This is a genomic window from Mycobacterium sp. VKM Ac-1816D, from assembly GCF_000416385.1.
In the GTDB taxonomy this organism is placed as follows: Bacteria; Actinomycetota; Actinomycetes; order Mycobacteriales; family Mycobacteriaceae; genus Mycobacterium; species Mycobacterium neoaurum_A.
In genome coordinates, this window is sequence record NZ_AOHQ01000118.1 from 13,829 (window position 1) to 28,051 (window position 14,223).

The following is a 14,223-nucleotide window of genomic DNA, read 5'->3' on the forward strand; positions in this document are numbered from 1 at the left end:
AGCACCAGCCGATTGTGGCGATCCGACAATCAGCCCCGGTCGAGGGTTGCCAATTCGATCATCATGGCCAGCCGCTTGCGCGGATCGTCGACCTGCACCGCGGCCACCTCGGCCATCTTGCGCAACCGGTAGCGCACGGTGTTCTCGTGCACGCCGAGAACCGCGCCGGTGCGCACCGGATCACCCTGGCATTCCAGCCACACCCGCAGGGTCCGCACATAGGGAGTGCCGTGTTCGCGGTCGTGCCGGTGCAGATCGATGACCGGTCCCCGGCTCGGGCCGCGGCCGTTGTCCACCGCGGTGCGCAGCCGCTGCAGGACCAGGTCGTCCCACGATTCGTCATAGGCCGGCGGGGGCAGATCCGGCGCCCCGGTCTCGTGTAGCGCCAGACATTCGTCGGCCTCCCAGCGGGCGGCGGCCAGCTCGCCCGCCTCGGCGGCGCCGCTGATACCGGCCATCAGCGTCGCCTGCCCCGGCAGTACCGCGCGCAGTTCGTCCAGCCACGCCCGGGCGGTGTCGGCGCTCTCGCCCGGCAGCACCGTGTACACGGTGTTCTCCGCCAGCGCGCTGCGCCCGGGACGCGACCACCCGAAGCCGGCCGTGGCCTTCTCGAAGGTCACCAGCAACGCGGTGTGCCGGTCGGGTTCCAGCCGGGCGCGCAGCGCGATGACCCGCAGCGGTCCCAGCGGCAGCCCCACCCGGCTGGCCACCGCGACCGCATCGGCGGCACCCTCGAGCAGACGCTGCACCGACTCCGACTCCACCTGGCGCTCCAGGTCGGCACTGGCGCGCGAGCGCAGCAGATGCAACGCGACGGTGCGCACCCCGGTGCGCAGCGCGGTCAGCCCCGCCCCCTGCAGCGGCTCGGAACAGGCCACCCACACCGAGCCCAACAGCTCGCGGCCGACGCGGGCGGCGACCACCATCCGGCCGGTCAGCCCGAGCCGCGGGTCCGGATCGACAAAGATCGGCTCGTCGGAGGAGCCCAGATGCGCGAAGACACCGCGGCGGGCCAGCTCATCACGAACCTGCGCGGGTTGTTCGCGCCGCAGGATGGTCTCCACGCGTGCCGCATCGGCCGTCTGCTGCAATCGCGAATAGGCCAGCATCTGCGCGTGCCGATCCTCGATGATGACCGCGCCGCCGATGGCCGCCGCCAGGCTGTCCGCCAGCGCGAACAGATCGGTGGGACCGCGGCCCGATTCGGTCTCCCGGCCCTCCAGCACCAGCCCGTAGGCCACGGCCGCCAGCTCGCTCCACGGCAACGCGGCGTCCACCAACAGCACCGCGACACCGTCGGGAAGCTGCGCGGGAACCTCGTCATCGGCGCCGCGGACAAGGACCACCGCCGCGTGCGCCGAGATCGCCCAGGCCAACGCCTGATGCACCGAGTCGGCACCGATGGCCAGCAGCACGTCACCGAGCACCGGCTCACCGCTGGCGGTCTCGGGCAGCACCACACTGCGCAGTTCGGTGCTGCGCGGCACCGCGCACAGCCGCGTCACCACGCCATACCCGCCCAGCACATTGACCAGGCGATCCAAGGTGATCACGATTCGCAGCCTAGGTGGTGGCCAGGAAGGTGAACCCCTCGATATAACCCGCGACCCCGCACACCAGCGCCAACACGATCAGGGCGACCACATCGGCGGTGTGCAGCCGCGACGGGTGCGCCGAGAGCTGACCGGCGCCCCCACGCGCGGTGATGGCATCACCCATCTCGTCGGCACGCCGCAGTGACACCGTCACCGTGGCGGCCAGCAGGTCGATCAGGTCGGACACCTGTGCCTTCATGCGTTCGCGGCGGCCTTCGGGCAGTTCGCGCGGACGCAGCCGCCGCGCCGCGTAGAGGATGCGGAATTCGTCGATGAGCATCGGGAAGGCACGAAGCGACAGCGCCACGGTGGCCGCCCAGTCGTCGACCGGTAGCCGCAGCCAGCGCAACGGTCGGCCGAGCGTCGACACCGCCGGGGCGATCTCGGCGACGTTGGTGGTCCACGAGACCAGCAGACCCATGCCCAGCAGGACGATCGACACCGCCGTCACCCGCAGGAACTTCAGCAGCCCGCCCAGCTCGAGCTCCAACCCGCCCAGCGTGACGATCGGGGTGCCACCGGCGAACGCGGCGGTCACCCCACCGAGCAGGATGAGCAGCCAGATCCAGCCGGGGATGCTCGGCAGCGCACCGCGCGGCACCCGCGCCAGCCCGATCGCGACGGCCAGCAGGGCCGTGATCATCGCGATGGGGATCCAGCCCGGGTACAGCACCATCAATACGGCCAGCGCGACGACGCCGATGAGTTTCGTCCCGGCCCAGAGCCGGTGGATGACGGTGTCGCCGGGCACCGGGCGCAGCAGGACCAGCGGCCGTTTCTGTTCACTCATGCGATTCCCTCGCAGGCTCGGGTCCCGCATCCGGTAACGATGATTCGCTCGCAAGCTTCGCTCATGACGGCGCCCCCGATGTGCTTGCCGGCACCGGGACCAACACCCGGTCGCGCAGGTGCAGGGTGCGCGGGCACAGCTCTTCCAGACCCGCGAAATCGTGGGAGATCACGATGATCGTCAGCCCGCCCCGGCGCAGTTCCTCCAGCAGCCGCAACAATCCGCGGGCACTGGTGGCGTCGAGTCCGGCCAGCGGTTCGTCGAGCACGATGGCCCGCGGCGCCCGGGCCAGCAGACCGGCCAGCACCACCCGGCGCATCTGCCCGCCCGAGAGTTGATCGATGCGCCGGTCGGCCAGTTCGGGTTCCAGGCCGACGGTGGCCAGCGCGGCATTGACCTTGGCCCGGTCGCGCGCGGAGAACCCCGCGGCCGAGGCGATCTCGCGGAACACGTGGCTGCGCATCAGCTGCAACCGGGCGGCCTGGAACGACAGCGCCACCGCGCCCACCTGGTCGGCCACCGGCCGCCCGTCGAGCAGGCAGGTGCCGGTGGTGGGTTCGGTCAGACCCGCGAGGATCCATGCCAGCGTCGACTTGCCCGAGCCGTTGAGACCGTGGATCAGCACGCCGTCGCCCTCGTAGACGGTCAGGTCGATATCGTGCAGCGCCGTGGTGGCCCACGGGGTTCCGTCGCCGTAGCTGTGCCCCACCCCGGACAGTTCGAGGACCGGGACATCGCTGCGCCGCTCACCGGTCGGCTCCGGTGGTTCGGCGGACTCCACCATGGCCGACCCGCCGGTGAGGTTGACCACCCGTTCGGCGGCTTCGGCCTCGCCGTTGTAGTGGGTGATGTGCACCAGGGCCATGTTCCGGCGCCGCGTCAGCTCGGCCAGCATCGACATCAACCCGTCGCGGCCTTGCTGGTCGACCATGCTGGTCACCTCATCGGCGATCAACAGCGCGGGTTTGCGCGCCAGCGCGGCGGCGACGGCCAGACGCTGCAACTCACCGCCGGACAGACTGCCGGTGTCGCGCTCGTCGAGCCCGTCGAGGCCGACCTCGGCCAGCAGGGCCGGCACGTCCACGGTCGCCCCGGCGGGCAGGCCCCAGACGACATCGTCGGCCACCCGGGTGCCCAGGATCTGACTCTCCGGATGCTGCATGATCACCGCGGTCCCGCCGGGTGCCCCGAGGCCGACCGCGCCGGGGCGTTCGACGACCCCCTCGGTCGGCGGACGGCCGCAGAGCACCAGCATCAGGGTGGTCTTCCCGGAGCCGTTGGCACCGGTGACGGCGATGTGTTCGCCGGACTGCACGCTCATCGAGACCGGGCCGAGCGCGTCGCGGTCGGTGCCCGGGTAGCGGAAGACGACATCGCGCAGCTGCAGCGGTGTCGGGGCGACCGGATCGGTCTCGTCGAGGGATTCCAGCTTGTGCACATCGGGGACGCCTGCCAGCCGGCTGAGCACCCGCGACAACGCCCACCAGCCGACCAGCCCGACGAAGACGATGGCGATCAGACCGTAGGAGAAGATGAGGATCGGCCAGTGATCCAGCAGGACACCGAAGATCTCGCGCACCTTTTCGGCGAGCGGTTGCAGGTTGGGGACGTAACTCAGGATCGCGACGGTGCCGTCCACGTTGGCGGTCATGGCGGCGAAGACCAGTTCACGCATGCGGCTGGCCACCAACAGCACCAGCACGACGGCCGCGCCGAACACCGCGCCGGCGGCCGCGGACACCACGACCACGGTGGGCAGACCGCGCCCGCGACGTTTGACGAAGCCGACGAGTCCGCCGACATACGCGCAGTTGAGCACCGTCATCAGGCCGCCGGTACCGGCGATGATGAAGGCGACCAGCGCCCCGGCGACGGTCGCGGCCAGCAGTACCCGCAGCCGGTAGCGGTAGGCGAGCAGCCCCATGGGCACGGTGGCCAGCAGGGACAACCCCGCGGCGAACGGGACGACGACGGCGATGATCGCGATGGCCGCGGACAGCGCGGCCATGACGGAGGCTTGGGCCAACTCCCCCGGAAGCAATGAGCCGGCCCGGCGAGGGTGCGGCGGACCTGGGGGCATCACCCGATTCTGCCAGGTGGCGACGGCACTCTGGATTCGCCGACTGTGACGGTGACCACGCCCGCAGATTTGCAGATGCATAGTAAATCTATGTAACCTCGGTCGAGTGGATCGCCAAGACCCCGCCGCACTCGGCGCCGACCTGTTGGCCGTCGTCGCGCGGATCAACCGACTGGCAAACCAACGGATCGAGTTGCCGTTGCCGTTCGCTCAGGCGAGGTTGCTCGCCACGATCGAGGACCAGGGCCGAGCCAGGATCTCCGATCTGGCCGCCATCGACCACTGCTCGCAACCGACCATGACCACCCAGGTGCGCAGGCTCGAAGACGCCGGGTTGGTCTCGCGCACCGAGGACGCCGCCGACGCACGAGTCGTGCTGATCGAGATCACCGACGCGGGCCGGGCCATGTTGAACCGGGTGCGCGCCGATCGCAGTGCCGCGATCAATCCGTATCTGGACCACCTCGACGACGCGCAGCGCGGCGCGCTCGTCGACGCGATACAGGTGCTGCGTGGGCTGCTCGACGACGCCCAGCAGGACCGCCGACCGAAGTAAGGAGTTCCACGCCATGTGGCGTCAACCGAAAGCCGTCTGGGCCGTTGCCTTCGCCTCCGTCGTCGCCTTCATGGGCATCGGCCTCGTCGATCCCATCCTCAAGCCCATCGCCGACAATCTGAACGCCACCCCGTCGCAGGTCTCCCTGCTGTTCACCAGCTACATGGCTGTGATGGGTGTCGCCATGCTGATCACCGGCGTGGTGTCCAGCCGGATCGGCCCGAAGAACACCCTGCTGATCGGCCTGGTGATCATCATCGCCGGCGCGGGGCTGGCTGGGATGAGCGAAACGGTGATGGAGATCGTCGGCTGGCGGGCGCTGTGGGGGCTGGGCAACGCACTGTTCATCGCGACCGCACTGGCCACCATCGTCAACGCCGCCCGCGGATCGGTGGCACAGGCGATCATCCTCTACGAGGCCGCCCTCGGCCTCGGCATCGCGATCGGCCCACTGGTCGGCGGCGTGCTCGGCTCCATCTCCTGGCGCGGACCGTTCTTCGGGGTGTCGGCGCTGATGGCCGTGGCACTGGTGGTGACGGTGTTCCTGCTGCCGTCCACCCCGCGCCCGACGCGCGCCACCAGCATCGTCGACCCGTTCCGGGCGTTGCGGCACCGCGGCCTGCTGGCCGTCTCGGTAACCGCCCTGTTCTACAACTTCGGCTTCTTCACGCTGCTCGCGTTCACCCCGTTCCCGCTGGACATGAACGCCCAGCAGATCGGGCTGATCTTCTTCGGCTGGGGGGTGGCACTGGCCTTCACCTCGGTGGTGGTGGCACCGCGGCTACAGCATCGGTTCGGCACCATCCCGACGCTGGTGGTCAATCTGCTGGCATTGACGGTCACGCTGGCCGTGATGGCCATCGGGACCGCCGACAAGGCGGTGTTGGCAACATGCGTGGTGGTGGCCGGCTTGTTCATCGGTATCAACAACACGCTGATCACCGAGACCGTGATGAAGGCCGCACCCGTCGAGCGCGGTGTCGCATCGGCGGCCTACAGCTTCCTGCGTTTCGGCGGCGCGGCGGTGGCCCCGTGGCTGGCGGGCACGCTCGGCGAGCACGTCAGCATCCATCTGCCCTACTGGGTGGGCGCGGGTGCGGTGGCCGTCGGTGCCGCGCTGCTGTTCGCCGCGCGCGGACACCTCAGCGAGGTCGACGCGCCAGAGGATGAGATCGACGAACTGACCGACGAGGCCACCGCCGTCACCGTCGGCAACTGAGTCAGCCGACCAGCGCTCTAACCTACGGCGACCCCCACCACGGAACCCACCAGATAGGTGGCCGCGATCGCGGCGCCGCCCAACAGCAGCAGGCGCAGTGACGAGAACAGCGGCGGGGTGCGGGTGAACTTCGACGCCAGCGCCCCGGTGATCGCCAAACCCAATCCGCCGCAAGCCAACCCGGCCCACAACGAGGCGAATCCGAGCAAGTACGGGATCACCGGCACGATGGCGCCGATGGTGAACATCACGAACGACGAGATCGCCGCCACCCACGGGGAGGGCTTCTCGCGCGGGTCCACGCCCAGTTCCTGGACGAGGTGAAAGTTCAGCGCGCGGTTCTCGTCGCGGTGGATCTCTTCGGTGGCGGTGGCCGCGGTCTGCGGGGTCATACCCATCTCGACGAGCATCGCGGCGAGCTCATCGCGCTCGGCATCAGGCTGGTTGCGGAACGAGCGACGTTCCACCTTCACCTCGGAGTCGATCTGCTCGTTCGCCGTCGTCACCGAGGTGAACTCCCCCAGCGCCATGGAGAACGCACCGGCCAACAGGCCGGCGACACCCGCGAGCACCACGGTCTGCGGGCTGGCGCTGGCCGCCACACCGGCTATCAGGGCGGTGTTGCTGACCAGACCGTCCATCGCTCCGAAGGTGGCCGCGCGCAGCCAACCACCCGTGACGTCGGCATGCTTGTGGTCGGGCACATGAGGCAGACCCGTCGGCGACTGAGGATCGGACATGACGCCATTGAACGCTTGGCATTTCCTGAGGTCTTACTCAGGTTTGCCTTGCCGGGAGAACGGGCACGTTACCGTCTGCTATGACCACTACCGCTGATCACCTCCGCAACGCCCTCGACGGCCGCTGGCGAGACGTGAAGAACCAGGTCCGCACGGAGCTCTCGGGCGAAGTGTTCCGTCCGCACTACACCCCGAACACTGTCATCGCCCGGACCAAGGTCGCCGAGCAGCTGAAGATCATGGCAGCGCGCGGTGCCGCCGAGGACGGGTTCAAGAAGGAGCACGGCGGCAACGGTGACGTCGGCGCCGCCGTCACCCAGATCGAGATGCTCGCGATGAGCGATCTGTCGCTGATGGTGAAAGCCGGTGTGCAGTGGGGCCTGTTCGGCGGGGCCATCGAGAATCTGGGCACCGAGCGCCACCACAACGCCTACGTGCGCAAGCTCATCGATCTCGAACTGCTCGGCTGCTTCGCGATGACCGAGACCGGCCACGGCAGCGATGTGCAATCCCTGGAGACGACGGCCACCTACGACCCTCAGACCCAGGAATTCGTCATCGACTCCCCCACCCCGTCCTCCCGCAAGGACTACATCGGTGGCGCGGCGCAGACGGCGCGGGTGGCAGCGGTGTTCGCGCAACTGATCACCAAGGGCGAGGGCCACGGTGTGCACTGTTTCGTGGTGCCCATCCGCGATGATGCCGGCAACGACCTGCCGGGCGTCACCACCTCTGACTGCCACTACAAGGGCGGCCTGCCCGGCGTCGACAACGGGCGCATCCAATTCGACCAGGTGCGGATTCCGCGGGAGAACCTGCTCAACAAATATGCCGACGTCGCCGAGGACGGCACCTACACCTCGCCCATCGAGAACAAGGGCCGCCGCTTCTTCACCATGCTGGGCACCCTGATCCGCGGCCGCGTGACCGTCGGCGGCAGCGCCGGTGCCGCCGCGCGGGTGGCGCTCGACATCGCCACCCGATATGCGCTGGAGCGCAGGCAGTTCGAGGCACCCGGCTCGGAGAACGAGGTGCTGATCATGGACTACCTGGTCCACCAGCGCCGGTTGTTCCCGCTGATCGCGAAGTCCTATGCGCTGCAGTTCGCGCAGAACGAGTTGGTCGCCAAATGCCACGAATTGCAGACCGCGGAGAATCCCGACGCCGAGGAGCAGCGCGAGCTGGAGTCCCGCGCGGCCGGGCTGAAGGCGGCCAACACCTGGCATGCCACCCGGGCCATCCAGGAGGCGCGTGAAGCATGCGGTGGCGCAGGCTATCTCGCCGAGAACCGGTTGATCGCCCTGAAGGCCGACACCGATGTGTTCACCACCTTCGAGGGTGACAACCACGTGCTGACCCAGCTGGTGGCCAAGGAACTGTTGACCTCCTACGCCGACGACATCAAGGGTATGAGCCCGGTGGAGTGGGTGCGGTTCGCCGCCAACTTCGCCGGCGAGCGGGTGCTGAAACGCACCGCGGCCCAGACCATCATGCAGACCATCATCGACACCCGCGAGGACAACGAGGAAGAGGGCTCGCTGTTCAACCGCGGCACGCAGGTCAAGATGTTCGAGGACCGCGAGGAGTACATGCTCGCCTCGGTGGCCCGCCGGCTGCAGAGCAAGGCCAAGGAGATGTCACCCTTCGAGGCGTTCAACTCGGTGCAGGATCACGTGCTGCACACCGCGCAGGCGCATATCGACCGCATCATCCTGGAGGCCTTCGTCGCCGGTATCGACGCTTGCGAGGATGAGAAGGCCCGCGAGATCCTCGGCCTGGTCTGTGACCTGTACGCGCTGTCGGTGATCGAAGAGGACAAGGCGTGGTTCGTCGAACACCGTTTCCTGTCCACCGAGCGGGCCAAGGCCGTCACCCGCGGTATCAACGACCGGTGCCGCCGGTTGCGCCCGCACGCGGAGCTCCTGGTGGACGGGTTCGGCATCCCCGAGCAGTTGCGCTACGCCGAAATGCTGCATCCCGAGCACATCCCGGACGCCGACGAGCACCAGGAGAAAGACGCCGTCAGCTCCGGCACGATCGAACCCAAATAGCGCAGGTACCCGATCCCCGGCACGGCGAGCGTCTCACGGGCCGGGGATCGGATCCAGCGCCTTGAGCGAGCCGTCGTCGCCGATCTGGAAGCGCACCTGACCGATTCCGGTCGGACAACAGGGCTTGTCCTCGCCCTGCAGCCACTGATACTGCACCGCGGCCGTACTGTCGCCCATCGCCACCACCGTGGTGTACGGCCGGGGCCGCGGCGTCGGCGGGCCCAGCGGCTCGTTGCGGTCGAAGAAGAGCACCTGCACGGCCGCATCGGGGGCCTTGTCGCCCGTGCCGATGACGACCCAGTGCAGTCGGCAATCGCCGGTGTGGCCGCGTGCGGTTTCGGTCCAGCGCTGCCCCACGCCTTCGATCGCCGTACGCAGGGTCTCGGCGGTCGGAGTGTCCTCGGCCGAGCACTCCGCGGTCGTCTGCGGCGCGGAGTTCTTCGGGCTCCAGCCGCACGAGGCCAACGACGGGACGGCCAGCGCGGCCAACGATGCCGCCGCGAAAGCGACGCTACGGCGGTGGATTCGGCGCGATCGCGACCATTGCGTCGCTGTCGGCGGATGCGTGCTCGTCAGTGACATGAGACGAGCTTACGACCGAGATGAAAAGCTCCCCCGATTGGACTCGAACCAATAACCGCCCGATTAACAGTCGGGAGCTCTGCCAATTGAGCTACAGGGGATTGAACCGAGGACAGACTTTAGCGCATGTACCCCGCGGTCGAAGAATCGACTGGTCAGAAGCCCCGTCACCACCTCCTCCGGCGCGTGAGGCAGGATGGTGAGAGTCCTGCTGTCACCGTGGAGGGAGCCTCGTGTTCCGGATCGTCTTCGTACTGGGTGTCGGCTACGTGCTCGGCGCGAAAGCCGGCCGCCGCCGCTACGAACAGATCACCGCGACGTACAAGGCGGTCACCGAGAACCCGGCCACCAAGGCTGTCCTGGACGCCGGGCGTCGCAAGGTCGCCGATCGGGTGTCCCCGGACCCCCAGTTGGTCAGGCTGACCGCCATCGACGCCGAGACCTCGGTGCTGGCGCCCGAGGAGACCGGCGTCCGGCCGCGCAACGGCGCCAAGGACTGATTCCGGCTAGGGAGTGCCGCCCTCGGATCGCAGGGCGGCGATATCGGCCGGTGCCCCGTCCACAGGGGCCGGCGGGCCACCGAACGGTGTCTCGCTGGGTGTGAGCTCCAGCGCCGCCCGTGGCGCCCGCCACTCGTCGTTGTCCAGGGTGCCGCCATAGAGCGCGATACCGAGCGTGGTGACCACCGCCGTTGCCAGGACGCCGACCCCCTTGGTCGCGGGGATCGCACGGTAGCCGTCCTCAGCGCTCACATCGACGCCTTCCTGTCGCGCACCCTGGTGCAGATCGAGTCTTGAGTCTCGCGTTGCCAGATAACGAAAGGGACGCGACACGATGACCATTCGCATACGGTGCGCGGACGCCGAGAAATAGGCTGGCCGAGTTCCGGAAGTGACTTCCGGAACCCGGCCAGGCGAAAACGCAGGGGCTGAATCAGCCGATAGGGATGCTGGTGTTCCAGCTGGTACCCGGCAGCACCGGACCGGAGTAGAGGCCGCCGGGGCCGATCCCGATGCTCGGCGTGCCGACTCCGACGCCGTTACCGTTCGAGTAGGACAGGCAGTTGCCGTCGTCCTTGTTGCCGAACCAGGCCAGGCAGGCCGGGGCCGCCTCGGCCGTCGGGGCAGGCGTCGTCGAGAAGGCCACCACGGGTGCCGCGGCGACGGCGGCCGCGAAGGCGCCGGCGACGAGGATCGTGCGTGTCCGATTGCTCAGGAATGGCACGGTGGGACCTTTCTGGACAGTTAGCTGCGCCCCCACCATAACGGTTGCGTCGCGATCATGCAGTCAAGTCGTCGCCACTGGCCTGTTCGAGCAGGCTACGCCGGTAGGTCTCCATGGCCACCAGGTCGCCGAACAGGGCGTGGTACTCGTCGCTGTTGTCCACCGGCGACATGCGCTGCAACTTGGACTTGACCTCGGCGATCTGCCGCCCGATGGACACCTCCTGCAGCCTGGCCAGCACACCGCCGATGTAGCGGGCGAGCCGTTCGTCGTCGTCGATCTTGATGGCGTCCACGCTGAGCTCGTTGACCAGCGCCGCGGCCTCGCCCGCCAGATCGCGCACCGTCTCGATCCACTGCGCACCGGAGAGCCCGGCCGAAACACCGCCGGCCGCCGCGATCGCCGTCCGCACCGTCACATAGGCCGGATGGGTGAAGCTCTCCGCGCCCAGGCTGTCGAACACCGGTCCCGCCAGACCCGGGTATTGCAGCGCCGACTTCAACGCCTCGCGCTGCGGACGCAGCGTCGGGTCCATCGGGTTGGGCCGGGCGATCGACGTCTGGCCGTTGGCCCCCGGCGGGTTGGCGGCGCGCCGGTTGGTCTGCTGACCCGAACGGCCCGTCCGGGGGCCCTTGCGGCCTGCCTCCTCGCGCACCCGGCCCAGCACCTGCCCGACGTCCTCCCAACCGACCCAGCCGGCCAACTGTCGGGCGTACTCGTCGCGCAGCGTCGGATCCTTGATCCGCGACACCATCGGCACGCACCGACGCAGCGCGGCGACCCTGCCCTCGGCGCTGTCGAGGTCATGATCGGTCAGCGCGGTGCGGATGGCGAACTCGAACAGCGGGGCGCGGCGGGCCACCAGGTCGCGCAGCGCACCGTCACCGGAGCGCAGCCGCAGATCGCAGGGGTCCATACCGTCGGCCGCCACTGCCACGAAGGACTGTCCGGCCAGGTTCTGTTCGCCCTCGAAGGCCTTCACCGCCGCGGCGCGGCCCGCAGCATCACCGTCGAAAACGTAGATCAGCTCACCGCGAAAGAAGTTGTCGTCCATCATGAGTCGACGCAGCATCGACAGGTGCTCGTCACCGAAGGCGGTGCCGCAGGCGGCCACCGCAGTGGTCACGCCGGCCAGATGCATCGCCATCACGTCGGTGTACCCCTCGACGACGACGGCCTGGTGGCCCTTGGCGATATCACGCTTGGCCAGGTCCAGCCCGAACAGCACGTGAGACTTCTTGTACAGCACGGTTTCCGGGGTGTTGACGTACTTGGCTTCCATATGGTCGTCGTCGAAGAGCCGACGCGCACCGAACCCGATGGTCTCACCGGAGGAGACTCGGATGGGCCACAGCAGGCGGCGATGGAAGCGGTCCATCGGCCCACGCTTGCCCTCCTTGCTGAGCCCGGCCGCTTCGAGCTCCTTGAACTCGAACCCCTTGCGCAACAAGTGCTTTGTCAGCTTGTCCCAACCCGACGGGGCGAATCCGCAGCCGAACCGGGCGGCGGCGTCGGCGTCGAAGTTCCGGTCGATCAGATATTGCCGGGCCGGTGCGGCCTCCTCGGAGCGCAACTGTTCGGCATAGAACTCGCCGGCGGCGGCATTCGCCGCGATCAGCCTGCTGCGACTACCGCGGTCGCGCTGCACATTGGTCGCCGCGCCGCCGGTATAGGTGACGGTGTAGCCGACCTTGTCGGCGAGCAGCTCGACGGCCTCGACGAAGCTGACGTGCTCGATCTTCTGCAGGAACGCATAGACGTCACCGCCCTCACCGCAACCGAAGCAGTGGAAGTGCCCATGGTTGGGCCGGACATGGAACGACGGGGACTTCTCGTCGTGGAAGGGGCACAGCCCCTTGAGCGAGTCCACCCCGGCGCGCCGCAACTGCACGTAGTCACCGACGATGTCCTCGATGCGGACCCGTTCCCGGATGGCCGCGATGTCACGATCGGGGATGCGGCCCCGGCCGCCCCGCATCGCATCATTGGCCATCGGCGCAGTCTATCGGCCCGTCACAGGGGCCGGGGCGAGCGCACCTCGTGCACTCTTTCCAGCCGCGACTCGGTGTAGGAGGCGATCTGGTCGACGACGACCCGCAGCCGGGCGCCGTCGTCGGCGGCGAGGGTGAACTCCGCGGCGAACTGGGGGTCCAGGCTGCTGGGAGCCTGCGCCCAGAGCGCCAGTGCCACCTCCTGGATGAGGGTCCGCTGATCGGTCTGGATCTGCAGGTGCTGGTGGTCGGACATGATGAACTGCAGCGCCAGCATCTTGAGCACCGCGACCTCGGCACGCACCTCGGCGGGCACGTGCAGGTCGGTGTCGAAGCGCTTGAGCACCGGTGCGCCGCCCACCACCGCGCGGGTCTGGGATATCGCGGCGTTGGCGAACCGGCCGACGAGCTCGCTGGTCAGGTTTTTCAGCGCCACCGAGGCCGCCAGGGTGCCGTCGTACTTGCCGACGGCGGCGACCACCGGCATCTGCGAGAGGCGCTGCGCCGCGGCGAGCAGATCGTCATGTGAGACGGCCGGATATGCCCCGGCGCCGAGGCGGGCCAGCGCGTCGGCGGCGTCGCGGTCGGCCAGCACCCGCAGGTCGATGCGCCCGGAGATGACACCGTCCTCGACGTCGTGCACCGAGTAGGCGACATCGTCGGCCCAGTCCATCACCTGCGCCTCCAGGCACGGGCGGTTGGCCGGTGCGCCGTCGCGCAACCAGTTGGCGGCGGCCATGTCGTCGTCGTAGAAACCGAACTTCTTCGGGTTCTGCGAGCGCGCCCACGGATACTTGGTGACGGCATCCAGGGCCGCGCGGGTGAGGTTGAGCCCGGCCGAACGACCGTCTTCGGCAAGGACTTTCGGCTCCAACCGGGTCAGGATCCGCAGGTTCTGCGCGTTGCCCTCGAAACCGCCGAACGGGGCCGCGATCTCGTTGAGCGCGCGCTCACCGTTGTGCCCGTACGGCGGGTGACCGATATCGTGGGCCAGGCCGGCCAGATCGACCAGATCCGGATCACAGCCGAGGCCGACGGCCATCCCCCGGCCTATCTGCGCGACCTCCAGCGAGTGGGTGAGCCGGGTGCGCGGGGTGTCACCATGGCGGGGCCCCACCACCTGGGTCTTGTCGGCCAGCCTGCGCAGCGCCGCCGAGTGCAACACCCTGGCCCGGTCGCGCGCGAAGTCGGTACGGTGCTCGGTGGCCCCGATGACACTGTCGGCGAACTTCGACGATCCCAGGCCGACACCCTTTGGCGACTCCGGTACCAGCCGCTGCCGGTCGAAGTCGTGGTAATCGGAGGTAGTGCGTTGCGTGGCCACCGTCCGACAGTCTGCCAGCACCACAACCGGGGTTCGGACATGACTGCCGCCACTTCGCTCGGCGAGTCACT

13 protein-coding genes and 1 tRNA gene are annotated in these 14,223 nt (G+C 68.6%); 4 read left to right on the forward strand and 10 right to left on the reverse strand.

The genetic code is table 11. The features are described 5' to 3' along the window. Positions 1-29: 29 nt before the first annotated feature. From G154_RS05740 to G154_RS05750, 3 genes are all read right to left on the reverse strand, one after another. A complete protein-coding gene (locus G154_RS05740) occupies positions 30-1,553 on the reverse strand; it encodes a CdaR family transcriptional regulator (protein ID WP_019514633.1) in 1,524 nt (507 codons plus the stop codon). Between the two features lie 10 nt (positions 1,554-1,563). Further along, positions 1,564-2,385 carry an energy-coupling factor transporter transmembrane protein EcfT gene (locus tag G154_RS05745; RefSeq protein ID WP_019514632.1) on the reverse strand — a complete coding sequence of 274 codons (822 nt, stop codon included), beginning with the start codon at positions 2,383-2,385 and terminating at the stop codon, positions 1,564-1,566. A 61-nt stretch (positions 2,386-2,446) separates the two neighbouring features. Further along, a complete protein-coding gene (locus G154_RS05750; RefSeq protein ID WP_023986014.1) occupies positions 2,447-4,465 on the reverse strand; it encodes an ABC transporter ATP-binding protein in 2,019 nt (672 codons plus the stop codon). Between the two features lie 106 nt (positions 4,466-4,571). On the opposite strand from G154_RS05750, the gene G154_RS05755 reads away from it, so the two are divergent. After that, on the forward strand, positions 4,572-5,021 hold the full coding sequence (locus G154_RS05755) for a MarR family winged helix-turn-helix transcriptional regulator (RefSeq protein ID WP_019514630.1): 450 nt from the start codon (positions 4,572-4,574) through the stop codon (positions 5,019-5,021). Between the two features lie 13 nt (positions 5,022-5,034). Next, positions 5,035-6,240, forward strand: a complete 1,206-nt coding sequence (locus tag G154_RS05760) for an MFS transporter (protein WP_019514629.1) — start codon at positions 5,035-5,037, stop codon at positions 6,238-6,240. A 17-nt stretch (positions 6,241-6,257) separates the two neighbouring features. On the opposite strand, the gene G154_RS05765 is transcribed toward G154_RS05760, so the two are convergent. After that, on the reverse strand, positions 6,258-6,980 hold the full coding sequence (locus tag G154_RS05765) for a VIT1/CCC1 transporter family protein (protein WP_023986015.1): 723 nt from the start codon (positions 6,978-6,980) through the stop codon (positions 6,258-6,260). 80 nt (positions 6,981-7,060) lie between these two features. Between G154_RS05765 and G154_RS05770 the strand changes: the two genes are divergently transcribed. Next, positions 7,061-9,031, forward strand: a complete 1,971-nt coding sequence (locus G154_RS05770) for an acyl-CoA dehydrogenase (protein ID WP_023986016.1) — start codon at positions 7,061-7,063, stop codon at positions 9,029-9,031. A 33-nt stretch (positions 9,032-9,064) separates the two neighbouring features. On the opposite strand, the gene G154_RS05775 is transcribed toward G154_RS05770, so the two are convergent. Both G154_RS05775 and G154_RS05780 read right to left on the reverse strand, forming a co-directional pair. Next, entirely contained in the window at positions 9,065-9,613 is a 549-nt protein-coding gene (locus G154_RS05775) for an LppP/LprE family lipoprotein (protein WP_019514626.1), read from the reverse strand. Between the two features lie 28 nt (positions 9,614-9,641). Next, positions 9,642-9,714 (reverse strand) — tRNA-Asn (locus tag G154_RS05780). Between the two features lie 132 nt (positions 9,715-9,846). On the opposite strand from G154_RS05780, the gene G154_RS05785 reads away from it, so the two are divergent. Further along, complete coding sequence (locus tag G154_RS05785; RefSeq protein ID WP_019514625.1) at positions 9,847-10,113, forward strand: hypothetical protein; 267 nt, start codon at positions 9,847-9,849, stop codon at positions 10,111-10,113. A 6-nt stretch (positions 10,114-10,119) separates the two neighbouring features. On the opposite strand, the gene G154_RS05790 is transcribed toward G154_RS05785, so the two are convergent. The 4 genes from G154_RS05790 to G154_RS05805 all read right to left on the reverse strand — a co-directional run bounded on the left by G154_RS05790 (position 10,120) and on the right by G154_RS05805 (position 14,152). Further along, a complete protein-coding gene (locus G154_RS05790; RefSeq protein ID WP_019514624.1) occupies positions 10,120-10,365 on the reverse strand; it encodes a hypothetical protein in 246 nt (81 codons plus the stop codon). A gap of 181 nt (positions 10,366-10,546) precedes the next feature. Further along, the gene (locus G154_RS05795) at positions 10,547-10,837 is read right to left on the reverse strand and encodes a hypothetical protein (RefSeq protein ID WP_019514623.1); all 291 of its coding nucleotides are present in this window, start codon (positions 10,835-10,837) and stop codon (positions 10,547-10,549) included. Between the two features lie 55 nt (positions 10,838-10,892). Next, positions 10,893-12,815: a DNA primase gene (gene dnaG, locus G154_RS05800; protein ID WP_023986018.1), complete on the reverse strand. Its 1,923-nt coding sequence runs from the start codon at positions 12,813-12,815 to the stop codon at positions 10,893-10,895. A 35-nt stretch (positions 12,816-12,850) separates the two neighbouring features. After that, positions 12,851-14,152: a deoxyguanosinetriphosphate triphosphohydrolase gene (locus G154_RS05805; protein WP_023986019.1), complete on the reverse strand. Its 1,302-nt coding sequence runs from the start codon at positions 14,150-14,152 to the stop codon at positions 12,851-12,853. Positions 14,153-14,223 lie beyond the last annotated feature (71 nt).